At 39.6% G+C, this 25,597-nt stretch carries 21 protein-coding genes and 1 riboswitch; of the genes, 4 read left to right on the top strand and 17 right to left on the bottom strand.

Annotation, left to right across the window (positions count from 1 at the left end; genetic code table 11):
• Positions 1-65: 65 nt before the first annotated feature.
• The 7 genes from Q1B03_RS08670 to Q1B03_RS08640 form a co-directional block, all read right to left on the bottom strand.
• Positions 66-1,145, bottom strand: a complete 1,080-nt coding sequence (locus tag Q1B03_RS08670) for an anti-sigma factor domain-containing protein (protein ID WP_299740414.1) — start codon at positions 1,143-1,145, stop codon at positions 66-68.
• Positions 1,142-1,897, bottom strand: coding sequence for an RNA polymerase sigma factor SigI (gene sigI, locus Q1B03_RS08665; RefSeq protein WP_299740413.1), 756 nt, complete (start codon positions 1,895-1,897; stop codon positions 1,142-1,144). The genes Q1B03_RS08670 and sigI overlap by 4 nt, the downstream gene beginning before the upstream one ends.
• A 200-nt stretch (positions 1,898-2,097) precedes the next feature.
• Positions 2,098-3,270, bottom strand: coding sequence for a hypothetical protein (locus tag Q1B03_RS08660; protein ID WP_299740411.1), 1,173 nt, complete (start codon positions 3,268-3,270; stop codon positions 2,098-2,100).
• A 207-nt stretch (positions 3,271-3,477) separates the two neighbouring features.
• Positions 3,478-4,269, bottom strand: coding sequence for a TerC family protein (locus Q1B03_RS08655; protein ID WP_299740409.1), 792 nt, complete (start codon positions 4,267-4,269; stop codon positions 3,478-3,480).
• Positions 4,270-4,368: 99 nt separating this feature from the next.
• Positions 4,369-4,465, bottom strand: a riboswitch (yybP-ykoY riboswitch).
• 63 nt (positions 4,466-4,528) lie between these two features.
• Positions 4,529-4,990, bottom strand: a complete 462-nt coding sequence (locus Q1B03_RS08650; RefSeq protein ID WP_299740407.1) for a hypothetical protein — start codon at positions 4,988-4,990, stop codon at positions 4,529-4,531.
• A gap of 185 nt (positions 4,991-5,175) precedes the next feature.
• Positions 5,176-6,264 (bottom strand): SDR family oxidoreductase, encoded by a 1,089-nt coding sequence (locus Q1B03_RS08645; RefSeq protein WP_299740405.1) that lies wholly within the window; start codon positions 6,262-6,264, stop codon positions 5,176-5,178.
• 131 nt (positions 6,265-6,395) lie between these two features.
• Entirely contained in the window at positions 6,396-9,485 is a 3,090-nt protein-coding gene (locus tag Q1B03_RS08640; protein WP_299740403.1) for an efflux RND transporter permease subunit, read from the bottom strand.
• Between the two features lie 193 nt (positions 9,486-9,678).
• On the opposite strand from Q1B03_RS08640, the gene Q1B03_RS08635 reads away from it, so the two are divergent.
• Complete coding sequence (locus Q1B03_RS08635) at positions 9,679-10,551, top strand: hypothetical protein (protein ID WP_299740401.1); 873 nt, start codon at positions 9,679-9,681, stop codon at positions 10,549-10,551.
• Between the two features lie 66 nt (positions 10,552-10,617).
• Here the strand turns inward: Q1B03_RS08635 and nhaC are convergent, their stop codons facing one another.
• From nhaC to Q1B03_RS08615, 4 genes are all read right to left on the bottom strand, one after another.
• Entirely contained in the window at positions 10,618-12,024 is a 1,407-nt protein-coding gene (nhaC, locus tag Q1B03_RS08630) for a Na+/H+ antiporter NhaC (protein ID WP_299740399.1), read from the bottom strand.
• 512 nt (positions 12,025-12,536) lie between these two features.
• On the bottom strand, positions 12,537-13,565 hold the full coding sequence (locus Q1B03_RS08625) for an EAL domain-containing protein (RefSeq protein WP_299740397.1): 1,029 nt from the start codon (positions 13,563-13,565) through the stop codon (positions 12,537-12,539).
• Positions 13,566-13,775: 210 nt separating this feature from the next.
• Positions 13,776-15,344, bottom strand: coding sequence for a peptide chain release factor 3 (locus Q1B03_RS08620; RefSeq protein ID WP_299740395.1), 1,569 nt, complete (start codon positions 15,342-15,344; stop codon positions 13,776-13,778).
• 151 nt (positions 15,345-15,495) lie between these two features.
• The gene (locus tag Q1B03_RS08615) at positions 15,496-15,729 is read right to left on the bottom strand and encodes a YueH family protein (protein ID WP_299740393.1); all 234 of its coding nucleotides are present in this window, start codon (positions 15,727-15,729) and stop codon (positions 15,496-15,498) included.
• Between the two features lie 172 nt (positions 15,730-15,901).
• Between Q1B03_RS08615 and Q1B03_RS08610 the strand changes: the two genes are divergently transcribed.
• A complete protein-coding gene (locus tag Q1B03_RS08610; protein WP_299740391.1) occupies positions 15,902-17,119 on the top strand; it encodes a NupC/NupG family nucleoside CNT transporter in 1,218 nt (405 codons plus the stop codon).
• Between the two features lie 52 nt (positions 17,120-17,171).
• On the opposite strand, the gene Q1B03_RS08605 is transcribed toward Q1B03_RS08610, so the two are convergent.
• The 4 genes from Q1B03_RS08605 to Q1B03_RS08590 all read right to left on the bottom strand — a co-directional run bounded on the left by Q1B03_RS08605 (position 17,172) and on the right by Q1B03_RS08590 (position 21,363).
• Entirely contained in the window at positions 17,172-18,224 is a 1,053-nt protein-coding gene (locus tag Q1B03_RS08605) for a GGDEF domain-containing protein (RefSeq protein WP_299740389.1), read from the bottom strand.
• Positions 18,225-18,345: 121 nt separating this feature from the next.
• A complete protein-coding gene (locus Q1B03_RS08600; protein WP_299740388.1) occupies positions 18,346-19,821 on the bottom strand; it encodes a UDP-N-acetylmuramoyl-L-alanyl-D-glutamate--2,6-diaminopimelate ligase in 1,476 nt (491 codons plus the stop codon).
• 186 nt (positions 19,822-20,007) lie between these two features.
• Complete coding sequence (locus Q1B03_RS08595) at positions 20,008-21,063, bottom strand: M42 family metallopeptidase (protein WP_299740386.1); 1,056 nt, start codon at positions 21,061-21,063, stop codon at positions 20,008-20,010.
• Between the two features lie 57 nt (positions 21,064-21,120).
• On the bottom strand, positions 21,121-21,363 hold the full coding sequence (locus Q1B03_RS08590) for a hypothetical protein (protein WP_299740383.1): 243 nt from the start codon (positions 21,361-21,363) through the stop codon (positions 21,121-21,123).
• A 131-nt stretch (positions 21,364-21,494) separates the two neighbouring features.
• Here Q1B03_RS08590 and Q1B03_RS08585 point away from each other — a divergent pair, with 131 nt between their 5' ends.
• Complete coding sequence (locus Q1B03_RS08585; RefSeq protein ID WP_299740382.1) at positions 21,495-22,886, top strand: peptide MFS transporter; 1,392 nt, start codon at positions 21,495-21,497, stop codon at positions 22,884-22,886.
• 39 nt (positions 22,887-22,925) lie between these two features.
• On the opposite strand, the gene Q1B03_RS08580 is transcribed toward Q1B03_RS08585, so the two are convergent.
• Together Q1B03_RS08580 and Q1B03_RS08575 are read right to left on the bottom strand one after the other, a co-directional pair.
• Positions 22,926-23,738, bottom strand: a complete 813-nt coding sequence (locus tag Q1B03_RS08580) for a YihY/virulence factor BrkB family protein (RefSeq protein WP_299740380.1) — start codon at positions 23,736-23,738, stop codon at positions 22,926-22,928.
• Between the two features lie 169 nt (positions 23,739-23,907).
• Complete coding sequence (locus tag Q1B03_RS08575) at positions 23,908-24,462, bottom strand: GNAT family N-acetyltransferase (protein ID WP_299740378.1); 555 nt, start codon at positions 24,460-24,462, stop codon at positions 23,908-23,910.
• 249 nt (positions 24,463-24,711) lie between these two features.
• Between Q1B03_RS08575 and kynA the strand changes: the two genes are divergently transcribed.
• Positions 24,712-25,551 carry a tryptophan 2,3-dioxygenase gene (gene kynA / locus Q1B03_RS08570; RefSeq protein ID WP_299740375.1) on the top strand — a complete coding sequence of 280 codons (840 nt, stop codon included), beginning with the start codon at positions 24,712-24,714 and terminating at the stop codon, positions 25,549-25,551.
• Positions 25,552-25,597: the final 46 nt, after the last annotated feature.

Below are 25,597 nucleotides of genomic sequence, written 5' to 3'. Positions count from 1 at the left end.
GCCGGTTTCCACCAGCTACCCCTTATAAATGAGAACGACCCATTTCATAAATGGGCCGCTGTTTATTAGTCATTATCTTTTTTATTCTGTTTTCTATCTTGGTGTTCATTTTTCTTTTCTTGGTTATCCTTTTCGCGATCTCCACGGTCTTCATTGCCTCTGGATTGATCTATATCACCTTGATTAGAAGAACCATTGTGTTTCCCATTGGACTCATTCCAATTGTGATGGTCAGAGGAATTGCCTTTGCCTTGAGATTGTGCAGGTTTTTCTTGAGGCTTATTTTCATTTGGAAGAGGTTTATCATTTTTTGGATGGTTTTCAGATTTCACAGGTTTCTGCTTCTTCTCTTCAGATGGTAATTCCACCTTTTGATTCTCAACCTTTGAATTCTCCTCTTTCTTCATTCCCTCTTTGAGAACATCTTGGTCATGACTCTCTTCTTCAGGATTTCCTGCTGGTTCCGGTGTTTCAGCTTTTTCACTTTCACGTAATAAAGACCCTGCAGTCATTCCTTTATCAGATGCTTCTTCTCTCATTTCCTGCGATGTTTCTTTCACCGTAATGTTCATGTTGTGGTCTGTGCTATATTCTAGAACAAGCTTGTTTATCTCAGCAACCAAATCATCTTCACGCTGCTCATTTGAATCCTCACTAAATGAAGAGGTGATGAGAACATTTTGATTCTCTTTTAAATATCCCATTTCTTCACATAACAGGAAGATTTCCTTTGTCACTTCACTTACATCCATATCTTCCCAGTCACCCAACTCTTTTAGAAGCACTTTGGCATCTTGATTGTAAGGGATAATCTTTATCACCTGTTGTTTTTTATTCAGAGTCAATTCCATACTTGGGTTGATATCGACAGACACATAAGCATATGCCTGGTTACTCTGTAAGAAAGCACTTGAAAACAGGGTGAGGATGACGATTATAGCAGTTAATAATGCAGTCGATACTTTCCAATTCCATTTAAAAGTTGGTTTGATCTTAACAGGCTCATGATGCAAAGGAAAGAAAGGAATTTCTTCTCCAATTGTATAATGTTGATTGGGCTGTCTTCTTCCCGTCAGAAATTCCCCTTCTGACGTCATCATAACGAGGATATCACGTTTGATTTCCATAATGATCCCTTTTTTCATATCTCTAACCGCCCTTTTAAGTAATCCCGTAAGTACACATAATCTCCAATAAGAATAAGAGTAATGGCAATAATATATTTTCTATTTCTCTCAATTGTTTTTCTACTAACGTTTACCTGCTTCTCTAATTTTTTTATGGGTAACCGTTTCTTTTCAAGGAGGTAATCCAGTAATTCTTTGGAATTCACTACCGTTTTAGCAATGTCAATGGCATTCAGTCTGGCGTCTTCATGCTTAGGTGACTGTTCGACTAGCTCATGAAAGGATAATTTGTAGTGAGAAAGATGTTCTTGGAAAGAGATAATCTCTTCCTGCCTCTTCTTTCCTTCTTGTTGCTTCCCATATTCTTCAACAGAGACAATTTGCTCGATTGTTAAATTCGGGTTCTCTTCATCATCCTCCACCAGACTCATGTCGATGCTCACATCTTGAAACTTCCCGTTTTTTCTGATATAATCAATCACTTTCCGTTTGATGATTACTTCAGAAAAACTAATGATGGAAGACCCTCGCTGATGATTATATTTTAAGATAGCGTCATGAAAGGCAATAAGACCGATGCTAAATTCATCATCACTTTCATAGATATATCGTTTGCAGACTGAAGATACCGTTTTTTTTATAAATGGCTTATAGTCTTCCAAGACTATGTTCAGTAATTGTTCATCACCATTTTGTATTCGTATCGCCATGTCTTCAAGCGTTTGTTTCTTCTTTTGTTTGGCTAGTAAAAATAGTAATACATTTAGCATCAGTCTCACTCCATCCTGCACACTATTATACTCATATGATGTTGATTTTAAAAGGATAATAGAGAGGAAGGGGTACTGCTTAAGTAATCTTTACAGATGCACTCGACTCAGCAAATGTGAAATCACTTTAAGTCCAGTATCCCCTTCGTGACTGACGGGTCATTAGAATACCAGCCTATCCTGAAGCTATTGCTCTTTACTTAGTCTTTATTGTGACCCTTGCCGTTTTCTTTACCGTTTTCACTGTTCTGACCGTGTTGTTCCTGCTGTTTTACAGCTGGCTGTTGTTGTTTCTTTTCTTCTTTAACATCATGACGAGCTTGTTTCTCCTCGTTTTTCACTTGTTTCCGCACTTCTTTTGCTTCTTTTTTCTCTTGCTTTTTTTGTTGCTTTAATACTTTTTCCGCTTCTTTTTCCACGTGCTGAACTTTTACTGGTGCGGTTTTTTCTGTTTCTTCTTTCACAGTTGGACTTGTCTCAGTTTTATTTCCATCTGTATTTTCATCAGACGATGTTTCGGTTGATTCTTCAACCCGAGTTACAGAGTCTTCCTTCATCGATTCATCGGATTCTGTTTCTTCTTTAGCATTTGCTTTTTTCGTCCATTTTTCTTCCAGCTTTGCAAGCTTTTCGGCTAATTTCTTATAGCTTTTTTCAATGTTATTATGAAGAGCTTCTTTCGCTTTAGGGTTCTTCACTTTTTCCATATTCGCTTTAAGTGAAATGATATTTTGTGACATTAATTCTTCCATTTCAGTCATTTCATCCGATTTTTCTTCGGAATCTGCTTCTTCTGGGGTGCCTTCTTCATTACTTTCTTTGGTTTGTTCAGTTTCACTGTTTTTCTCTTCAGTATTCGATTCTTCTGCTGTTTCGCCCTCTAACTCTCCCATTGAATCATCGTTAGAAGCTTCTTCATTCTCACTGTGTGGTAATTCATCTGAAGAGCGTTGAATCATTTCAATGGCATGGTTGATTGCTTCGATAGCTTCTTCTTCTTTTCCTTCTTCAAATAAAGTTTCTACTTCAGCAAGTCTTTCTGCTGCATACTCTGCAAGTAATTTCGCTTCTTTCGCATCATCCATCGTAAAGGCAAGCTTCACTTTCTCTAGAGCAAGCTTAGCAAAATAGAAGAAATCACCAGGAAGTAATGATGGGGTTTCTGTCTCTTCTAGTTTTTCAATTTCTGTTTTAGCAGAATCAATCATGGCTTCATCATTCACTGTAACTCCTGTACTACCCTTTTGCTCAATCGTAACCGTGTCAAACGTTTTTTCATCGTTATTCGCATAAGCCAATGAACCTGAAAAGCTAATAGATCCTGCTACTAATACAGCTAAAGATGATTTCATTAATTTGGAATGTTTTGTCATATGTACACCTCGGAAGTTGAATTTTTATTAGTCGATCGATCGCCTTACTAAAGGAGTTACGTTATGAGAATTTTTTTTGAGGGGGTTTATACAAATAAAAATTGAAAGTTCTTAAAAAGGACGTAATGATAAGGGGATGGTAGACATATGAATCCTCATGTAAAAAAGCTAACGTGAATATTTCTCACGTTAGCTTTCCATTTTTCTTTATTCCGCTTTGGCTTCTTTCTTGGCTTCTGCGTGTGCTTCTTCCTGCTTTGCTTTCTTTCGTGATAATAAATATCCTCCAACTGATAAGAGGATTAAAACGGTCCAGAAGACGAGCTTCCATGTTTTTGATTCAGGGAAATGATGATCCAGGATCGCAACATCAGGATGAGCAAGTGTAAATACAGCAAGCTTTACACCAACCCAACCGACGATTAAAAACGCTGCTGATTCTAAAGTAGGGTATTTCTCCAATAATTTAACAAACCAAGTTGCAGCAAATCGCATAATCACCAAGCCGATTATTCCTCCAAGGAACATGACGATAAACTGACCACCATCGATTCCACCTACATCAAACCATCCTGTTGGCTGCAATGTTACAGCTAGAGCAACGGCAGCTAACATGGAGTCAACTGCAAAGGCGATGTCTGCAAGTTCCACTTTCAATACGGTAGTCCAGAAACCTGAGCCCTTGTTTGACTCAGACTCTACAATTCCAGTGTCTTTCCTCTTTTTAACGAAATGGTGAATCGATACATAGAATAAATAGATTGCCCCGATGGCTTGAACTTGCCAAACATTCACTAAGAACGAGATGAGAAATAGTGCAGCAAATCTAAATACAAATGCTCCTAACAGACCATAAAAGAGTGCTTTCTTTCTTTGTTCTACAGGCAGATGTTTAACCATGACTGCCATAACAACTGCATTATCAGCAGCTAGAATTCCTTCAAGACCAACAAGGATGAGCAATACCCATCCATATTCCAGTAACATTGAAGCATCCATAAATGTAAGTCCCTCCTATTTACACAGTTAGTTTTCCAATAGGCAAGGATTTTTATAAAATAAAAAGACCCTTGCCTAAATAAGGCAAAGGTCTTGCTGAGCATAATCATTATGCCAACAAAGCCGATGGAATAATCCATGAACTGACGACTTTGTTTAGGTATGACACCTATAGCTACTCCCCTTTGACAGGTAGAAAACGTTTAAGTTGTATACCCATATCTTACCTCATGAATGAGGTTTCGTAAAGAGATAAAACTTAATGGATTCGGATGAGGATTGATCGAATAATTAGACCAAGTACCACTCCGGGGATCACAAACAACATCGGCAAAAAGATTGGCCCGACAAATTTACCGAATAAATATACCTTGGGAGAGTACATCAAGCCAACGGTCACCATATAAGCAGACATGACAAAAGGTAAGAATATATACGGTTCTTCCTTGGTTTGAGCAAGTTTATAAGCATCCCACATGGCAAACATATAGAGACATGGATAAAACATCAGCCATTGATAATCAATCACAGAAGCTGATTTATGGGTTTCACCTAAAAAGCTATACATAATTCCTTGATTGAAGTTACTTTGGACATTGATGATAATTTCAAGAAGTACAAATAACGTTCCCTTAAACCACAGTCCAACCAGTAATTGTGGAAAACCTGGGAGTGCAATACTCCATAGAACTCCCTCTAATTTTGTAATAGAAGTTTTCATGGGCATCCCAGCAATTGGCGATGAAGTGTATGAACGATAGGATATATGTACTGGGTCGGATTTTGCGTAAGGGAAAATGACATCTCGAGAATCCTCCTATTGATGCTTTCCCATTATTTTTACCATTTCCCTCCCAATTATTACGACGTTTAACACTCAATCCGACAATCATCGTGAAAACATCCTTAATTAATCTTCACATGGAATTTTTCGTTAGAGGAATGTTCTAGATAAAATTCAACCATTTTTCCAATTTGGCTTGACAGGGATGGGCATTGAATGTCAGATCCCTTCAGGTCTTCTTGAGCTTGGTGACAATGAAACCTTCCTTCAAGTGTAAAATAATCAAGCGCTTCGCGTTCAACCTTCAAATATTTTCGAATAAATCGAAAACCCAATGCCCAATTGGAAAGGAACAAGGGAACCTTTCCCCGCGGATGTTTATTGTACATATGCCATAAAATCTGTTCGTACACTTCCCTTACCGTTACTGGTTGTGGATCGGTAAGATGATAGGTTTTTCCTGTTCCGATCCCTTCATGGCCGAGGTGTATAGAAGCTCGAACGACATATTCGACGGGAACGATATTTATGAGGGAATTACCTTCTCCAAGAAATGGTATCCAAGGTAAAAAGGATAATCGCTTAAACATATTCATAATAAAATACGGTCCATCAAACTTAACCGTCTCACCCGTCTCTGAATTTCCTTTTACGATACCGGGACGGATGATCGTAATCGGCATGATGCCCTTCAGTTCATCAACTAATACCTCAGCTTCATACTTTGTCCGTTCATAGAAGTTATTAAAGCTAGTTGGATACTCCAACTCATACTCATAAATCTCTCCTTTACGTGTTCCCGCCACAAAGGCAGTAGAGAAATAAACATATCTCTTTAATCGGTGAAGAGTTTTACAGAAAGAATTAACGTTTCGTGTGCCCTCTACGTTTACTTTATGAGCAAGACCTTGAGGTACTGCGAGATCATAGATGGCAGCTAAATGCCAGACATACTCCACTTTTTCGCGTATTTCGCCAATTCTAACTTCCGTCATTCCAAGGTTGGGTTGTGTAATGTCTCCTTCTACTAAAATGAGGTCAGCTTTTGTATTCACTGTCAGCTTACCTACTATTTCCTCTGCTTCTGCAGCCATGGTACCTAAATGGAGTAAGTAGATTGCTGAAGCCTTGTCTTGAATAATTAATTCTTCCACAATGTTAAGACTTAAAAAACCTGGAAAACCAGTGATTAAATATATCCCTTTCTTCATACCGCTTCCCACCCCCGCCTAGGATTCCTTTCAAAAATGGGTATTAAAAAAAGCTAACCTACAAGCTAAGGTACCCGTTTGATACAAAGAGGTGACTACTTAGCTGTAAGGTTAGCTCCGTTCGATATTGGCTATTCTCTATTTCCGTATGCTTGGCGATTTCTCTTCATTCTTCTCGTTTCTTTATCAAAGAAACTGTACACAATCGGAATGACATAAATCGTTAAAAGTGTACTGCTTATCAAACCACCGATTACGGCTATACCCATCGGCTGATTGATTTCTGTACCTTCCCCGAGTCCCAGAGCCAGAGGTAATAGGCCAAGTATAGTAGTCAAAGCTGTCATTAAGATCGGTCTTGCCCGGTCTTGAACCGCTTCAACAATGCTATCAGAGCTATTGATTCCTGCTTCTTTACGCTGGTTAATGTAATCGACAATCACAATCGCATTGTTTACAACAATACCTGCCAGGACAATGACGCCAATGATCGCAGAAATGCTTATCGGTGTTTGAGTGACTGCCAGCGCTATCGCGACACCAATGACCATGAGTGGGACAGTAAACATGATGACAAATGGATATTTAAAAGATTCAAACTGTGCTGCCATCACCATATATACAAGAACAATGGCCAGTCCAAGTGCCAGTGCCATATCGTCAATGGAATCTTCCAGTAACTCTCTGTCACCACTGAATGAGACTAATGTCTCATTAGGGAGATCCAATGATTCTATCTTTTCATCCACAGCTTTCGAGATTGCTCCGAGATTGGTGGAAGATGAATACTTCAAGTTGAATTGAACTGCGTGCTGCTGATCGATTCTTTGTATACTGACAGGACCATCTTCTATGGAAAAATCAACGACGGAATTCAATTGAATGTACTTTCCTTGTCCATTAGGGATTAGTAGTTTTTTTAGTGAGTCCAAATTCTCAGTAATATTACGGTCATATTGTACGAACACATTTATGACATCAGACGTCTCTGTAACCATTTGGGTCGTCAATACACCCCGTGTTACATCCTGCACAAGCGTACCTATCTGAGCTGGTGCCAGCCCCTGTTCGAGAGCTTTGTCACGATTCACTTTCATTTGGATTTCTTTCACCGTTTCCATCTGATCGGTAGTCACTTCTGATACGTCATTCATATCCTTAAGAGAATTGAATAGTTTATCCACAGATTGATTCAACCTATTCGGGTCTGTATCTCTTAAATTGAATGTCAGGGTTTGAGGACTCGAACCTGATGTTGACTGAAGGTTAAAGGAAATTTCAGCAGAATCATTCACCTTTTTCGCAACTTTCTCGACCTCAGGTTTTACGTCATCTGCAAAAGTGAATATTGATCTCTCCCGATCCTCCAAAGGTTTCATCTTAACATAAACCTCGGCAATGTTCCCTTTCGAACTTCCTCTAAAGGACTCTTCCTGAGTTGTACCGACCAGGCTTACAAAAACATCAACTTCCTTTTCCTTTTCCAGCCTCTCTTCGATTGCATTCACGACTTTGTTCGTTTCTTCTACGGATGCTCCATTTTCTAATTCGACCCTCATGTTGAAAAATCCTTCATCCGTCGGAGGTAAAAACTGTGTCCCTACTGTTGTTAAACCGAGACCACCTGCAACTAAAGTAAGAGCAGTAATAAATAGGACGATGAATCGATGACGAAGGGCCCACTTGACAGAGCGGGTAAATGTTTTCCTGCCTTTTGAACGCCTGCGCTTCGCTTCGATATTCCCTTTAGGCTTCTTCAACAATCTGCTTGCTAACATCGGGATGACCGTTAAAGCTACAACGAGAGATGCTAATAAGCTAAAGGAAATGGTCAGGGCAAATTCGGTAAATAACTCACCAAGCAACCCTGAAATAAAAACAACTGGTAAAAACACTGCAACCGTTGTTAAAGTAGATGCCGTAATGGCTCCACCCACTTCTTTGGAGCCGATACTCGCAGCTTCTCTCGGTGTTTTTCCAAGTGAAAGATGCCGATAAATATTTTCAATTACAACAATGGCATTATCCACAAGCATTCCGATTCCAAGGGCAAGTGCTCCAAGAGTCATGATATTTAAGGTGAAATCAGCAAAGAACATTAAGACGAATGTAACGATGACAGAGTATGGAATCGCCACACCGATAATTAACGGACTCTTTACATTCTTCAGGAATAGAAATAGAACAAGCATGGCAAAAGCTCCACCAATTATCAGGGAGTTTGCAATATTCCCAATGGCTTGCGTAATATAGTCCCCTTGATCAAAGAGAATATCAGCTTTGATTGATTTGTATTGATCCTGTTGGAGTAAACGGTCAAGTTCCTCTTGAAATGCTTTGGAGACAGAAGCCGTGTTTGCGTCGGATTGCTGTAACACACTAAAAAGGATGGCTGATTCTTGATTAGCACGGGTGATCGTATTTGTATCCTCCTGCTTCTTCTCAACGTTCGCGACTTCTCCAAGAGTAATTTTCTTTCCAGTTTGAGGATTTACTTGAAGAACTAATTTTTTTAATTCATCGACGGACTGTAATTCACTCATAACGCGAGTGGTTAAGGTTTGGCCATCGGTTTCGATGGTATCTCCCGGTGAGGTTACATTATTTGCTCTAATGGTGTTTATAACGTCAGATTGACTCAGACGATTTTCTTTCAGCGTTTGCTGATTCAATTCAATGACCACTTCATCCTTGAGTGAACCAGAAACGTTTACATTTGCCACTCCCTCAACACGGGTTAATTCCAATTTCAAGTTTTCGGATAAAGTTTTTAAATTACTTTCCTTTCCTTCTTCACGCAACGAAAATTGAATGATCGGAAACTGGGCAGGATCGAATTTAAGAAACCTTGGGTTATCCGCACCATCCGGGAGTGGAGTCTGACCCATTCTTTGAAGCACATCGTTCTCAATGTCATCAATGGAGGTTGCCCATGAAAATTCAAGGAGAATAAAGTTTGAGCCTTCCCTTGAAGTAGATTGGATGTTTTTCATCCCTGGTAAAGTGGACAAGCTTTCTTCCAGTGGCTTTGTCACCTTCTCCACCACTTCTTCAGGACTCGCACCAGGATAATTGGTGACGACGACCCCCACAGGAGGATTTAAATCTGGAATGAGCTTTAACGGGATTCTCGAGAGGGAAACCCCTCCAAGAATAAGGATGAGTAGCATGGTGACAATGGTGAATACAGGGCGGCGTATGGAAAAATCACTAATTTTCAAACGGGCGCTCCCCTTTCATTATGTATGTTCACTACCGATCGGAAGCAGTTAATGTTAACTATAGTCTCTTCAGGAAGATCCTTCAATATTAAAGCTTCTACAATAGAAAATGTTCACAATTTATTCATCTTGATAAATAAATAAACCTATTCTGTAAACACTATTTTTATACTGAAACGTAAGGAGCATAAGCATGGCGAATTGGGTTCCATTTGTATCCCTTAGTCTTATCAGCATCTTCCTGTTAACCTTCATAGTGATTAAGAACCGTCATATTTCTGCTCAGATTTTATTGTTTTGGCTTTTCATTTCCGGATTAGCCTATGTATTCGAATATATCATCTTTGTTTTACTTAACAGCTATACGTATCATCCCCATATTTTATCGAATAATTACAATGATAGTGTATTGGGGTCGATTAGTTCACAGGCTTTTTCCGTTCCGATCGCCCTTACTTACATTGTTGTCTATCATTTGAAAATAACCCGGATTGCCTTGATCATTGGTTTATTCTTTCTCATTGAAATATGGTTCACCTATTCAAATTTGTACGAACACCATTGGTGGCAATCGTATTACACATCATTTTTCCTAATCCTTTCTGTCATACTGTCTAAGGTGTGGTGGAAGCTGCTCGAAAATGATCCTAATCACTATGTACTATTCATTACCTTGTTTTTTGCTCTGTCGACCGTCTCCCTTTCATTTGCCTGGATTCTTTCTTCCCTGTTGGAACTTTATATCCTCCCAATGAATCATTTCTCTAATCCTACACGGGACTTGATTGCGGGAAATGCGATATACATTTGGTTTACCACCTACTTTTATACACTGGTTATCTTCTTTAGAAATAAGGATAAGCCATATGCTCTGTTGACCATCCTTTTCCTGTTAACCATAGAAGTATTCATGGTCCAAGAAGGTGTGTTGCTATTAAAGAATCCAATCATGATGATGGTTCTTCCCCTTTTTCATTTTTCAATGATTACACTAGGCGGATATTATTACAATCATCATTTCCCAAATTATGTTGAAATCACACGAAAAGGACTGCCCTCTGGATAATTCATCTTTTAGAAAAAATTCGATGAATGACCAGGACAGTCCTTTTTATTTCCTCTTAATAATATGTTAGTTTGATGCAATTGGCTTCGGTTCAGTTTGTTCTTTTTCTATGGTCCAGCCGGTAAATCCATAAAGAATAGTTATAACTGGAGAAATGAGACAAAAGATTGCAAACGGTAAATATTCAAGCGTGGAGACACCTAATACATCGGTTAGGAAGATGCCGCATACACTCCATGGTACTAACGGGTTAATGACTGTTCCAGCATCTTCTAACGTACGTGATAAGTTTTTAGGATGTAACCCAAGTTTCTTATATTGTGATTGAAAGGCTTCTCCCGTCAATAGGATGGACAAATACTGCTCCCCGACAACCAGGTTGATACCAATGGCTGATAAAGCCGTTGAAAGGATCGTTCTTCTTCCTGATTGAATGATCGTTGAGACTTTATCAAGTAACACAGGAATAATGCCAAGCTTAAATAGTATTCCACCCAGGCTTAAAGAAAGGATAACAAGGGAAATCGTGAACATCATGCTGTTGACCCCTCCTCTAGTTAAAAGCGAGTCGATGGATTCCACACCCGTTTTTGACTCATACCCTGCAAATAACACCTGGAACAGTTCGTTCAGCTTCAAGGATCCATGTAAGAATGATATTCCGATCGAGACCGCTATATTGATTGCCAGTGTTAATAAGGCAGGGGTTTTAAATACGATTAAAACAATCAGCAATAATACAGGTATGAGACTATACCAATGAATGAGGCCGGTTTGACTTAAGCCTTCCTGTAGGGATTTCAGCTGTGATAAGTTGACATCACTTGTTTCCGGTGATAAGAATCCGAATACGATGAGCGTAATGATAAAAGCAGGAACGGTTGTCCAAGCCATATTGCGAATATGGGTAAATAAATCTACCTTTACAATAGAAGAAGCAAGATTCGTTGTGTCTGATAATGGGGACATCTTATCTCCAAAAAAGGCTCCTGAAACAATCGCTCCTGCCGTAATGCTCATGGATAATCCCATCGCTTCACCAATTCCGATAAGTGCTACACCTATGGTTGCCGCCGTCGTCAATGAACTTCCAATCACGATGCCGCTTAAGGAAGTAAGCAAAAAGGCAATCGCATAAAAATAGTTGGGAGTAACAAATTCAAATCCATAGAACATCAAGGTAGGAATGGTTCCACTGAGTAACCAGCTGCTCACAAGAAGACCAATGAAGAAAAAGAGTAAAATAGCCCCTAAGCCACCTTGTGCCCCAACAATCATTCCTTGTTCAATCTCTTTGAATTTAACTTTTCGAATAAGTCCATATATCATGAGAAAAAAGAGTGAAAAAATGATCGGAATATGAGGGACTGATTCGAGTACGATAATACTGACACTAATCATCCCCAGTATAGCGAGTAATACCGCTGATGCTTCTTTAACGGTTGGTTTGTTTACGCTTTGAATGTTTAACATAGTAACACTTCCTTCTCTAAGTTGAAATTGATGAATTGGAATAGAAAGAACAACAAAAAGAACCCTCCATCCCGAATAGGGACGAAGAGTTCTCCGCGTTACCACCCTAATTGGAATAAACCTATTGTCATACATTCCCTCAGCCCATTCATGACTATTCATGAATGTATGACAATCTATTATTCCCACTTCATAAAGGTTTGTCTCTGGATAAAGCCTCATTAACTTTGAGGGTTTATAAGCAATGTAATTCAGAAATAATGGACCTAAGCTTTCACCTGCCGCCTAGTCTCTGATTGCTGTCTACCTATTTCCTACTGCGTTGCTCAAGACAAAGATATGTGATTAAGCGCTAAGAATTAGAAAGGGCATCAAGTTCTTTCACTCTTAAACGCTTTTAAGCTTTTATGCACTAAAGTAATTATACTAGTATTTTATCATCGTCTAAAAATATGTCAACTACCTTTTTATAAAAAAAATGCCTCTCTTCGTAAAAGTGAGGTCATCTTTCCTTATACAAATAGAGAATCGGCAAATGGTTCTACTGCTTGTTGGGCCGGCTTTCCTATAAAATAACCTTGTGCATAATGAACACCGATTTCTTTACAAAATAGCAATTCTTCTTCCCTCTCTATTCCTTCTGCTAATACAAGGATATTTAACTCCTTAGCAATCTTCATGACTTTCCGTAAAAACTCCTGATTTTCAGCAAGTCTATCACAATGATTGATAAAGGATCGATCAATTTTCACATAGTCCGGTTTTAGGAGAGTCAGCATTTCAACTGTGGCAAAACCGGATCCAACATCATCAAGCGCCACTTTCATTCCTTCACGCTTATATACATCAAGGACGGATTTTAGATGCTCCACATCCTCAATCTTTTCTGTTTCAACCACTTCGAATACAAGATCCTCGGGATTCACACCAATTTCGTTCACAATCTGAAAGGTATGGCGTAAACAAAATTCAGGATTATAGATCGTGGAAGGAAGGAAATTAATAAAACTTTTAATACCTCGATTCACCTGACCTACACGGCATTCGATAGCCGATTTCCTTGCTTTCTGGTCTAACATGGAATGAAAGCCTGTGATGGCGGCAACTTCAAATAATTGTCCGGGATTAATTTTTTTTGACTGGTCCCCTGCCCGCAAAAGAGATTCATAACCCAAGAGACTGTAATCGCTTAAATCAATGATTGGCTGAAGATGACTTGTGAAATTTCCACCCTGAATCATCTCTATCATCTCTCTATGTTTCATTAACAGCATGAATTTGCCTACTGCCATGAATGGTCTGGGCTGATCTATATCATTTATGCTGCACTTCCATCCTTCCTCTTCCAGTAAATCCTCTACCCTCACAAGCTTTTCGTATAGTACATTCAGATTTTCATATAGAAAAACATATGTACCATCTTCTAATCGCGTCGAATATCCATTCAATGGCACGGAATGATTTTGATCATTATGTAAAAAAAAGCACCCTGCATCGAGATACTTCATGGTTACAGTGCAATTTGCACAAGCGATTTTCACTATCAACTCTCTCCCTTATATGAAATTATATCCTATATTTATATAATAAGGCTTTTTACCCAAAAAACACCACTAATCAACCTTTATATCAGGAGAAATTCACTAGATAATGGTACTAGCTCAAATGAATCCAGGCTTTACACGGAATTCCGAGAACCTAAAAACTAAAAGCACCCCTCCAGATCAAATTCTAGGGGGTGCTTACATAATTTACATTAAACTGTATAATCGTATATCAGGATTTTTATCATTGAACCATCTCATAGCAAAATCATTTTCAAACAAGAAGACCAGGTTGCCATGACGATCTTTCACCAGCATGCTTCGAGAGCTCGACATTGTTTCCTTAACATCTTCTTCATTTTCAATCCATCTTGCAATTTTTGATCCAATCGGTTCCATTTTGACATCAACGTTGTACTCATTTTTCATTCTGTGCTCGAATACTTCAAACTGAAGCTGCCCGACTGCACCAAGAATGATATCTTCCGTGCGAGTCTTATAATATTGAATGGCTCCTTCTTGTACCAGTTGAAGAATTCCTTTTTGAAAGTGTTTCTGTTTCATTACGTTCTTAGCTGTAACACGAACAAAAAGTTCTGGAGTAAATTGAGGGAGCTTTTCATACTGGAATCCTTGTTTTCCTTGCACTAGTGTATCACCGATTTGATACGTACCCGTGTCATATACCCCAATGATATCTCCACTCACAGCTTCATTTACAGTACTTCGATCATCTGCAAGAAATTGTGTAGACTGAGCAAGCTTAATGGATTTACCTGTGCGAGAAAGGTTAACAGTCATCCCTCTTTCAAATTGACCTGAACAAATGCGGACAAATGCAATCCGGTCACGGTGAGCAGGATTCATATTGGCTTGAATCTTAAATACGAATCCAGAGAATTCCTCTGCCGTCGGTTCAATCTCGCCTGCGTCAGAATTCCTTGGCTGTGGAGACGGTGCAAACTGTAAATATGTTTCAAGAAACGTTTGAACGCCAAAATTGGTTAATGCACTGCCGAAGAAGACAGGAGAAAGCTCTCCATTCGCTATCCGTTCACGGGAAAATTGGTTTCCTGCTTCGTTCAGAAGCAAAACATCTTCAAGCGTTTGGTCGTATAGATTGCTATCCTTAAGAGGATGCTGGCCTTCAATTTCACCTTCATCGTTTAAAGGTATAAAGCGATCTTCATCGTCTACACGGAATTGCTCAATTCGATTATGGAATCGATCATAGATTCCTAAAAATTCTTTCCCCATCCCTATCGGCCAATTCATCGGGTAGGATTGAATTCCCAATACTTCTTCAAGCTCTTCCAATAATTCTAAAGGCTCACGTCCTTGACGGTCGAGCTTATTAATGAAGGTGAAGATCGGTATCCCTCTCATGCGGCAAACTTTGAAAAGCTTTAAGGTTTGCGCCTCGATCCCTTTGGCTGAATCAATGATCATAACCGCGCTATCAACAGCCATCAAGGTTCTATACGTATCTTCAGAAAAGTCTTGGTGACCTGGTGTATCAAGGATATTCACCCGATAATCATCATAGTCGAATGCCATCACAGAAGAAGTGACCGAAATCCCTCTCTGCTTCTCAATTTCCATCCAGTCAGATGTTGCAAACTTTCCTGATTTCTTTCCTTTTACAGTTCCAGCTGCTCGAATTGCTCCTCCAAAAAGAAGAAGTTGCTCTGTTAATGTTGTTTTCCCAGCATCCGGGTGGGAAATAATAGCGAAAGTTCGTCTTGACTGAACTTCCTGTATAAAGTCTATTTTCATTCATAAAACCCTTTCTCGTCATTATCACTTTCTCATCATATTCGTTCTAAAGTGACAATGCAACAAAGAATCAAAACCCTGGTAAATTCGGTAGCTTTACTGATCATCTTCTATCAGTGTGAATGGGACCGTATTCGCCTTACATTATCTCTTACATCTCACGTGTCCACTGAACAATCCGGGAACTTAAGGTGGTTGCTGTCTCTCCTGAAACCCTCTCCTGTAATGAATGGAATAATTTTGTGTGTATATCTTCCTCTTCATAGGTAAAAGAATAAGACCATTGAATACACGGCACCGCAATTAATATGAGCTCTTCTTTCTTGTTTTCATATATATATACTTTTTGTTCCAAGCCTTCCAAAAAATTTTTTCTGATCTTCATAATTTGTATCCCCTTTCATGAAAACGCTTTATTGGCGCATACTAAAGACGATGTTGTCCGTACAACTTCACTAAATTCGTGTAATTGTAGGTTGTCAGACGTCTGAAAGAATTGTAAAATAAAAAACCGAAAGCATCAAGTTACAAACTTAAATTTTGAAGAGGTGAAAGAAGTGCAATATTTATGGGGTATCATGGGTATCATTGTCGTTCTGGGAATTGCTTTTGCATTTTCTACGAACAAAAAGCGTATTAATTTCAGAACCGTCCTTGGAGGACTAGCTATACAGTTATTTTTCGCTTTTGTCGTGTTAGAAACTTCTTGGGGTCAAAGTTCTCTTAAATGGTTGACTCAAGGTGTCAACGCTATAATCAATTATTCAAACGAAGGTATCACCTTCCTTTTCGGTGGTCTTTATACGGAAGAATCCAATATTGCGTTTATTTTTGCGTTTAATGTCCTTCCAGTCGTTATTTTCTTTTCTGCGTTAATTTCAGTCCTTTACTATCTTAAAATCATGCAGTTTTTCATCAAAATTTTAGGTGGCGGATTGGCAAAGCTTTTAGGAACAAGAAAGGCCGAGTCACTGTCTGCAGCAGCGAATATTTTTGTCGGACAAACTGAAGCCCCGTTAGTAGTAAGGCCTTATCTATCTAAAATGACTGAATCGGAACTTTTCGCAGTCATGACAGGTGGACTTGCTTCCGTTGCCGGTTCCGTATTAGTCGGGTATTCCTTACTGGGCGTTCCTTTGGAATATTTATTGGCAGCAAGCTTCATGGCAGCTCCTGCAGGACTCGTATTGGCAAAGTTATTTGTACCTGAGACAGATAATACACCTGAACCAAAAGAGCTTGATATGGAAGCGGATTCTGATTCGGCAAATGTCATCGATGCAGCGGCTAAAGGTGCCAGCGTCGGGCTTCAATTAGCTTTAAATATCGGTGCAATGCTACTTGCATTTATTGCACTCGTTGCCCTTATTAATGGTTTACTCGGATTTGTAGGTGGTTGGTTCGGTTTTGACAGCCTTTCACTTGAACTCTTACTTGGATATGCTTTTGCTCCACTTGCATTTGCGATTGGAGTACCTTGGAGTGAAGCAGTCATCGCCGGAAACTTCATTGGACAAAAGCTTGTCATCAACGAATTCGTTGCTTATTCCGCGTTTGCTCCTGAAATCGGGAACTTATCGGATAAAGCGGTAGCCATCATCTCCTTCGCTCTTTGTGGATTTGCGAACCTTTCTTCATTGGGTATTTTACTTGGTGGACTTGGTAACCTTGCCCCTGACCGCAGAGGGGATATTGCCCGATTAGGATTAAAAGCCGTCATTGCCGGTGCACTCGCTTCATTACTAAGCGCTGCAATAGCTGGTATGTTTGTATAATCGATTTGATTATTAAAGAAGCTGTCCTCTAGGTGGACAGCTTCTTTTCATTCTAGACTGCTGATGGAGTGAACAACTCATCATTTGACAGACAGGTTCTTCTTTTCCCTGATTTCTTTGCTGCATAAAGTCTTTGATCGGCGAGTGCGATAAGCTCTTCCGGGTCATTCGCTTCAGTCGTTTCAGCTTGACCGAAACTCATGGAAATCGGCAGAGGCTGTAAGGACTCCAACCGGCTGTATAACTCTTTTAAAAACTGATGGATAACATGGTCATCCATATGAGGCAATAGGATGACAAATTCTTCTCCTCCATATCGAAATGCCTGTCCCTTATATATCTCAGAGAGGGTACGAAAAACTTCCCCTACCTTTCGAATGACTTCATCCCCTGTTAAATGTCCTAATTCATCATTCACTTTTTTGAAATCATCGATGTCTCCAAGGAGTATGGTGAAGGATTCATTCTCATCCAGTTTCTTTCTAAACTTTTCCTGAAATGATAGCTGATTGAATAAGCCAGACAAATAATCTCTATGGGCGAGATGATGATAGGCTTCCTTTTGCGCATAATGAGCACGCTCCCGTAGCATGATCAACGCCCCAAAAAGACCGATGATCCAAAGGAAAAACAAATTAATAGAAAGAGTGAAATAATGTTGGAATTCGCTTAAGTTGACGGTCACGGTCCCCATCAAAAGATATGCCAGGCTAAATACAGCAAGGGAAATGAGGGCTCCTTTGGTTCTCCAATAAATCGTTGCATGCATGACAAACAATATTGAAATCGGGTAAAGCGGACTATGTATCCCTTCTGATAAAAACATCAGCCAGATTAATGCCAGGAAATCGAACATTATCCCCGCCTTTAAGATGAATTGGAGACTTCTTTTATCATCCCTGGCCCGAATAAGTGCAATTTGAGTCACAAGCATATAGATGACCCCGGATACTAATAAAAAGGGAAAGACCTCTTTATTGGTAGTGATATTATCAGAAAAGGGAGGTACGTAAAATATAAGAGTAGCGATCACAACAAACAGCCACCTCAAAGTAGAAAACAACTTCTCTGTTTCATAATCATTCAAGTACAACGAAAATCTCATTAGCTTCATTCTCTCATCATTTAATATATAGTTAAATTTACCAAAGTTTAAGAAAGTCGTCTATGTACATATAAAAAAGCAGACCAACATCTGTCATATTGGTCTGCTACTCCGTTTAAGATTATTCAGTTATACCGTACTTCAACTTGCTTTCTTCTATCGCAATATCCTTGTCACTATGAGGATATTTCGTATTTTCGATGATTTGATAATCCTCATGACCCTTACCGGCAAAGATGATAATATCCCCCGGTTCACTAACTTCCACTGCATGCTTAACCGCTTCGGCACGATCCCCGATTAAAGCGTACTGGTCATGCTGCATTCCTTTTTCAAGATCTTTTAGTATGCTATCGTACTCTTCATATCGCGGGTCATCTGTCGTTAAGATGACATAGTCTGCAAGTGATGCTTTTTCTGCCATGGTAGGACGTTTTGTCTTATCACGATTTCCTCCTGTTCCGACGAGGAAAATGATTTTGTTTTCCTTGAACGGCAGGACTGATTGAATGGCGTTTTCGATTGCATCCGGTGTATGTGCATAATCAATGTAAACGGAGAGGGGGGCATCCATTTCAACCTTCTCCATTCTCCCACTTACAGGTGGAAGGTCGCGAACAATTTCCACCAGTCTGGATACTTCCATCCCCCTCGCATACAGACAAGCCATAGCTGTAAGGACATTGTATACATTGAACTTTCCTAATAGCTTCATTTCCACCTTAAAGTTTCCTTCAGGAGAAGCCAGCGTGAACTTCGTTAAATCATTATAATACTCTACATCTTCTGCCTTAAAGTCAGCGTGCCCTTCTAGCCCATAGCTGATCACTTCATGAGGAGTCATATAGCTGTAGCGCTCATACCATTCGTCATCTGCATTAAGAACAACGTACTTTGGATCTTGTAAGTCTTGACCTAATTGTGAGAACAATAACCCTTTCGCATATCCATAATGTTCCATCGTCCCATGATAATCCAAATGGTCATGACTTAAATTGGTGAAAGCCACCACATCAAAGTCGATACCCCATAATCTCCCCAACGCGAGTCCGTGTGAGGATACTTCAAGGGTGAAATTCTGGATATCGCGATTGATTGCTCTTTGAAGCATCTGCTGGTTCGTTAAGTTGTCACAGGTTGTGTTTTCACTCGGTAGCAGTTCTCCATCTAGATTAAAGCCGATTGTGCCGGATAATGCGGAGCTCCGGCTGTCTTTTTTCAGGATGGAATGGATCAGGTTACTCACTGTGGTCTTCCCGTTTGTACCGGTTATACCGAAAACCGTTAACTTTTGTGAAGGGTAATCATAATACTTATTGGATAATTGAGCCAAGGCTTTGAATGAGTCTTTAACTACGACTAATGCCGCATGATTTAAATCAATATCTAATTGTTTTTCTGCAACAATCAGGGTGGCTCCTTTTTCAACGGCCATCTGTGCATAATCATGTCCATCCACTGTGTAGCCTCTTATACATACAAACAAGCTTCCTTCTGTCACTTTTCTGGAATCGACATGAATTTCGTTTATTTCTGAAGGCAATTCACCGTAAATGGTTTTTAATTTAATGCTGTCTAACAGGTTATATGTAATCATTTGCTTACCTCTTTTGTATTAATATTGTATCTATTTTATCTTATCATCTTCGCTTTGATAAGAGAAATACCTCCTATAATCAAAACAAACTTTTCTCACACAATTGTCACCATACCCCCATTCACGATGACTAAAACAAAAAAGCCTTTGATCACACCCATAATAAGGGTGATCAAAGGCTTCACTTTACTCCTCAACCATCTTTGATTGAACATATTGCCAAAGTAATTTTTCCGTATTGAGAATCGAGGATTCATGCGTTCGCTCATATGCATGAGAAGCATCGATCCCCGCACCGATCAGTCCATGAACGATGTCAAAGCCTGCACGGATCGCGGCTGATGCATCGGAACCATAGTAAGGATAAATATCGACTTTATATTCGATCCCGTTTTCTTCAGCTAATGAGACTAAGTGTTTACGCAATTCGTAATGATAGGGTCCACTTGAGTCCTTTGCACAAATAGATACGGTGTATTCATCCGTTGATTGACCATCACCGATTGCTCCCATATCCACTGCCAGATATTCAACGGTTTCGTCAGGAATATTAGAATTCCCGCCGTATCCTATTTCTTCATTATTGGATATTAAGAAGTGGGTCGTATAAGGAAGAGCGATTCCTTCTGATTTGATTTGGCGAATCAAGCAGAGAAGCATACCCACACTCGCCTTATCATCTAAATGGCGAGATTTAATAAACCCGCTTTCTGTAATTTCAGCACGAGGATCGAAAGAAACAAAGTCCCCCACTTCTATACCAAGCTCTCTTACTTCCTTGGCATTTCCGACCTTTTCATCAATACGAACTTCTATATTCGTTTCATCCCGTTTTGCTTCACCTGCATTTTTGTATACGTGAACGGATGTTTGATGCATAAGGATGGTTCCAGTGTAGGTTCTGCCTGAAGAGGTTTCAATCTGACAATTCTCCCCTTCGACTGCATTCCATCTGAATCCACCAATCATGGATAAACGCAAACGTCCATCACTCTTGATTTCCTTGACCATGGCGCCAAGAGCGTCCACATGTGCCGTCAGCATGCGATGTCTTTCTGTGTCTTCGCCAGGTAGCGTAATGATCAGTGCACCTTTTCGGTTTCTTTTCATTTCTACATTTAGGTCTGAAAGATATTCCTCAACAAAATTCATAATTTTATTCGTGTTTCCTGAAGGACTTGGAATTTCTACAAGCTCCTTAATTAATTGAAGAGTTTTCTTCGTATCTGGATATGTATTCATTTGACTCCCTCCCTTCCCGTATTATACCGTCATTTGCCAGATTACTACAAATCATGTTTACCGAATATTCCATCTAATACGATTGGATTTTTTAATCGCTTCTCTTTCAAATTTCTTTCTTATCTCTTTTTGAAACGGATGAAGATACCCACAGTTCTCACAGAAGTAAAAGCCAATATTCCCCCTGATCTTTTGTCCATGAGGCAGAATCGTAAACCCATCACCATATTCTTCCCTTAAGAATATTTCACTTTCCGTCAAATCAGGGTGACCACAATATAAACAACCATTAAACTCCATTTTTCCCACCGCCCCTTTTTGTACATGCCTATGAAGGGAACGGGAATACTATGAATGGATTCGTAGGAAGTTTACTGTAGCCCCTTAATCATTAACACAATAAAAAACATCAAAGAAACAGGAGTGATATAGTGAACTCATCAACACTGGACAATTTACCTCAAGGTAAGAAACATCCGAAAGGGTTATATCTCTTGTTCTTCACAGAATTATGGGAACGGTACAGTTACTATGGCATGAGGGCTCTTCTCGTCCTCTATCTAACAACTGCATTTGTAAGCGGGGGATTGGGTGTGGATCCTGCCAAGGCATTATCCATCTATGGAATTTATACCGGAAGTGTATATTTCACACCAATATTCGGAGGGTGGATGACAGACCGCTATATAGGATTGAGAAGAGCGATTACCATTGGGGGCATCACAATGGCATGCGGGGATTTTTTAATCTTCCTTACCCACTCCCAAACTGGGCTATATGCAGGATTAGCCCTTCTAGTAATCGGAAATGGATTCTTCAAACCGAATATCTCAACCCTGGTTGGTGAGCTCTATCCACGAAATGATAAACGAAAGGATGCAGCATTTACGATCTTTTATATGGGAATTAATCTGGGAGCATTATTCGCACCGCTTATTGCAGGGTTTCTCGCAGAGGATTTATTTCTCAAAACACTTGCGGATGGTACGATGCACTATGGATTTAAATGGGCTTTCCTTGCATCCTCCATCGGAATGGTTACTGGACAAATCATCTTTAGCACATTAAATAATAAGTATCTTGGAAACGTTGGATTAAGGCCCAATAAAGCACTGGCAGAAGAAGCGAACGAGAACCAGAATGTTCCTCTGTCGATGAAAGAAAAGCAGCGGACAAGAGCCATTCTAATCCTAGCCTGCTTTGTCGTTTTCTTCTGGGCTGGCTTTGAACAGGCAGGAAGCTCGTTCACTCTGTATACGAAAAATTTCATCGATCGAGAAGTGTTCGGCTATACTATTCCTGTCGCCTGGTTCCAATCTGTTAACCCCTTGTTCATTGTGATTCTGGCACCGATTCTTTCAAGTGTCTGGTTAAAGCTTTCAAGGTCAAATAGAGGCGACCTGAACATGACGACAAAAATGGGAATCGGAATGATTCTCCTCGGACTCGGATTTATGATCCTCATTCCCGCAGTCATGCAAACGGGTTCGGATGAACAGAATATTACCATGAAGGCAAACTTACTGTTTATCGTCTTTACTTACCTTCTGCACACCCTTGGAGAACTCTTTTTATCACCTGTCGGTTTGTCGCTCGTCAGTAAAGTAGCACCTGTTAAAATCGCATCCTTGCTGATGGGGGTTTGGATGGCTGCCATAGGGGTGGCGAGTCTTCTGGCCGGACAGTTAGCCTCCCTGACAGCCACACTGGGATATTTGGAAATCTTCGCTGTCATCGGTGCCACCGCCATTATCCTGGGCTTAGTCTTACTTGCCATTTCGAAAAAGCTTGTATTGATGATGAGGGAAGAAAACCAAACGTAATAGAAATAGGAAAGCCGCTGGACAATTTCAGTGGTTTTCCTATTTCACCTTTTTCTCAGCTGCACTCCCATTCAGTAATCCACCAATCAATAATATCGTGGAGGAAATGTAAAACCATACAACTAACGTAATGACGCTGCCCAGCTGGCCATAGAACTGGGAATAGTCATTCAGTTTAACATAGGTACCATATAACCAGGAAACCCCTTGCCAGCCAAAGGTTGCGAATAGTGCACCGGGAATGACATGTAGGAAGGAAATTCGTTTACTTGGAACAACCATATAAAGAAACAGGAAGAGTATGAACATAAAGATCGAGCTTAAACCCCATTTTCCAATGACCCACGCTTGACTCCATTCTCCGTTAATCTTCCCTTCTGCGAACCTTGCATGACGGATATATTCCTCAACTACAGGTACGATAAGGGAAAATGAAATAAGGAACATAAAGCCGACTGTCAATAATAAATCATATAATAACGCGATTAAAAAGGGTTTCTTCCTCTCGATTCTATACGCTTGATTCATTGATCTTACCATGGATTGGACGGCCATAGAGGAAAGCCAAAAGGTAAAGAAGATGGAAATGGACAATACATCTCCCCGTTGGTCATACAAAATACGATCAATATTATTTTGAATGATAGCGTATGATTTATCAGGTGCAAAAGGCTTAATCAGAAGCAATACATTGGTTTCCGTTATGGGCAGATAACTAATCAGCGAAAAGACAAAAATTAAAAACGGAAAGATGGATAATAATAAATAATACGCCAACTGTGCAGAATGATCGAAGAAGCGTTCCTTAAAAAATCGAACTGTCACATTCTTAGTATGATGTAAGATATTCATGGTTTTAAACTCCTAAATAGGAAAAGATATTCTTATTTTCCCCTTTCATGCAAAATTCAATCATTTTTGAACAGCTTTGCATTATCATTAGACCTTTCTCCATTTTCCCTGTCAAATGATAAGCGTGAGGAATTACTAAGAGGATATGGAATAGTCCCCGATCCTCACCTCATTCTGCATCCCCTTTTTTCCACTCATCCTCTAATAAACCAAATAGCAGAGAGTCTCTCCACCCATTTTTCATTTTCAGGTCTTGACGGATTCTTCCTTCTAACGTCATTCCGATTTTTGTTAACACTTTATGAGAGGCTATGTTTTGGGACCCACATTTCGCTGAGATTTTATGCAAATTCAACTCAGAGAACCCTCGCTCCACTAACGCTCTTCCAAGGAGAGTTCCGATTCCATTCCCCCAGTAATCAGGATGTAGTATATACCCGATCTCACCTGATTGATGAACGAAGCTCTTGATGATAATTTCTCCTGCACCAATCACACGACCGATTCTCTCATCGACCAAGGCATGAACATACCTTGTTTGTGGAACCACCTTTTCAGCTTTCAACACTTCCTCCACATACGCTAGTGTTTCCACCTCTGAATTCGGGCCCCATGGCTGATACTGAGACACAGTTTCTTGAGACGCATAGAGATGAACGTCCTTCCAATCTTCTTTCTTTAACCTGCGTATATATAAATGAGAAGAAAGATAAATCTTTTCCATGTCATTCACCCCACATGCATAATAAATTGAACTAATATTAACACAACTTTCTGTATTAGGATTAAATTTTTCTGAATGAATGTCACTATTGAACAAATAGACAAGATAAATAAAAAACCAACAATCAAAATTCACGAAAATACCCGTAACTAATAAAGGATTTCCCCCTCTCATTCAAGAAATCAATATATAGAAAGAAAATTTCTTGCATCACTGTTCGAAGCAGACGAAAGGAAAGGGAGAATTGATATGGTAAACAACAAGGAAACAATGGGGAATGAAGATGTATTCACAGACTTTATTAATAAAATGACCTATGGTGAGTATCTTGGTCTGGATACGTTACTCCATAGTCAGAAACGATTATCCGGTCATCATGATGAAATGTTATTCATTATCATTCATCAAGTAAGCGAGTTATGGATGAAATTGATTCTGCATGAAATCAAAGCTAGTATCACTTCCATTCAAAAAGGAGAACTTTCTCCTGCATTTAAAATGTTGGCACGTGTTTCAAAGATTCAATCACAAATCATTCATGCATGGGATGTCCTATCCACACTTACTCCTTCAGAGTATGTACAATTCAGGGACAGCCTTGGACAAGCCTCAGGATTTCAATCCTATCAATATAGAATGATCGAATTTGCTCTTGGGTACAAAACGAAACATGTACTGGAGATTTATAAGAAAGATCCTGAGTTATTAGCCCAACTAAAAGAGGCATACGAGGTCCCTTCCCTATATGATGTTTCCATCCATGCCCTATCAAAAGCGGGCTTAACCATTCATGAAGATGTACTTCTTCGGGACTACAAGAAGCCTTACGAGGAAGATCAGACTGTATTGGATGCATGGACAGAAGTCTATAAGCATCCCGATCAATATTGGGATTTATACGAATTAGCCGAAAAATTGATCGATATTGAGGATTGGCTTCAACAATGGCGTTTCAGACATATGAAAACCGTGGAACGGATCATCGGGCATAAAATGGGCACGGGAGGATCAAGCGGAGTAGGCTATCTAAAAAAGGTTCTGGACCACCGGTTCTTCCCTGAGCTGTGGAATGTGCGTACGAATCTTTAAAAATAAATGACGTAATATTCACACATTCTATCAGCGTATTTTTATT

Source organism: uncultured Rossellomorea sp., from assembly GCF_947488365.1.
Taxonomy (GTDB): domain Bacteria; phylum Bacillota; class Bacilli; order Bacillales; family Bacillaceae_B; genus Rossellomorea.
This window is presented reverse-complemented; position numbering and strand designations above follow the sequence as displayed.

Excerpts from the sequence above, each read along its gene's own strand:
- kynA (WP_299740375.1), top strand. The coding sequence starts at position 24,712 with ATGGTAAACAACAAGGAAACAATGGGGAATGAAGATGTATTCACAGAC.
- Q1B03_RS08660 (WP_299740411.1), bottom strand. The coding sequence starts at position 3,270 with ATGACAAAACATTCCAAATTAATGAAATCATCTTTAGCTGTATTAGTA.
- sigI (WP_299740413.1), bottom strand. The coding sequence starts at position 1,897 with ATGCTAAATGTATTACTATTTTTACTAGCCAAACAAAAGAAGAAACAA.
- Q1B03_RS08605 (WP_299740389.1), bottom strand. The coding sequence starts at position 18,224 with ATGAGATTTTCGTTGTACTTGAATGATTATGAAACAGAGAAGTTGTTT.
- Q1B03_RS08655 (WP_299740409.1), bottom strand. The coding sequence starts at position 4,269 with ATGGATGCTTCAATGTTACTGGAATATGGATGGGTATTGCTCATCCTT.
- Q1B03_RS08635 (WP_299740401.1), top strand. The coding sequence starts at position 9,679 with ATGGCGAATTGGGTTCCATTTGTATCCCTTAGTCTTATCAGCATCTTC.
- Q1B03_RS08580 (WP_299740380.1), bottom strand. The coding sequence starts at position 23,738 with ATGAATATCTTACATCATACTAAGAATGTGACAGTTCGATTTTTTAAG.
- Q1B03_RS08670 (WP_299740414.1), bottom strand. The coding sequence starts at position 1,145 with ATGAAAAAAGGGATCATTATGGAAATCAAACGTGATATCCTCGTTATG.
- Q1B03_RS08590 (WP_299740383.1), bottom strand. The coding sequence starts at position 21,363 with ATGGAGTTTAATGGTTGTTTATATTGTGGTCACCCTGATTTGACGGAA.
- Q1B03_RS08645 (WP_299740405.1), bottom strand. The coding sequence starts at position 6,264 with ATGAAGAAAGGGATATATTTAATCACTGGTTTTCCAGGTTTTTTAAGT.
- Q1B03_RS08615 (WP_299740393.1), bottom strand. The coding sequence starts at position 15,729 with ATGAAGATCAGAAAAAATTTTTTGGAAGGCTTGGAACAAAAAGTATAT.
- Q1B03_RS08595 (WP_299740386.1), bottom strand. The coding sequence starts at position 21,063 with ATGAATACATATCCAGATACGAAGAAAACTCTTCAATTAATTAAGGAG.
- Q1B03_RS08600 (WP_299740388.1), bottom strand. The coding sequence starts at position 19,821 with ATGATTACATATAACCTGTTAGACAGCATTAAATTAAAAACCATTTAC.
- Q1B03_RS08575 (WP_299740378.1), bottom strand. The coding sequence starts at position 24,462 with ATGGAAAAGATTTATCTTTCTTCTCATTTATATATACGCAGGTTAAAG.
- Q1B03_RS08620 (WP_299740395.1), bottom strand. The coding sequence starts at position 15,344 with ATGAAAATAGACTTTATACAGGAAGTTCAGTCAAGACGAACTTTCGCT.
- Q1B03_RS08650 (WP_299740407.1), bottom strand. The coding sequence starts at position 4,990 with ATGAAAACTTCTATTACAAAATTAGAGGGAGTTCTATGGAGTATTGCA.
- nhaC (WP_299740399.1), bottom strand. The coding sequence starts at position 12,024 with ATGTTAAACATTCAAAGCGTAAACAAACCAACCGTTAAAGAAGCATCA.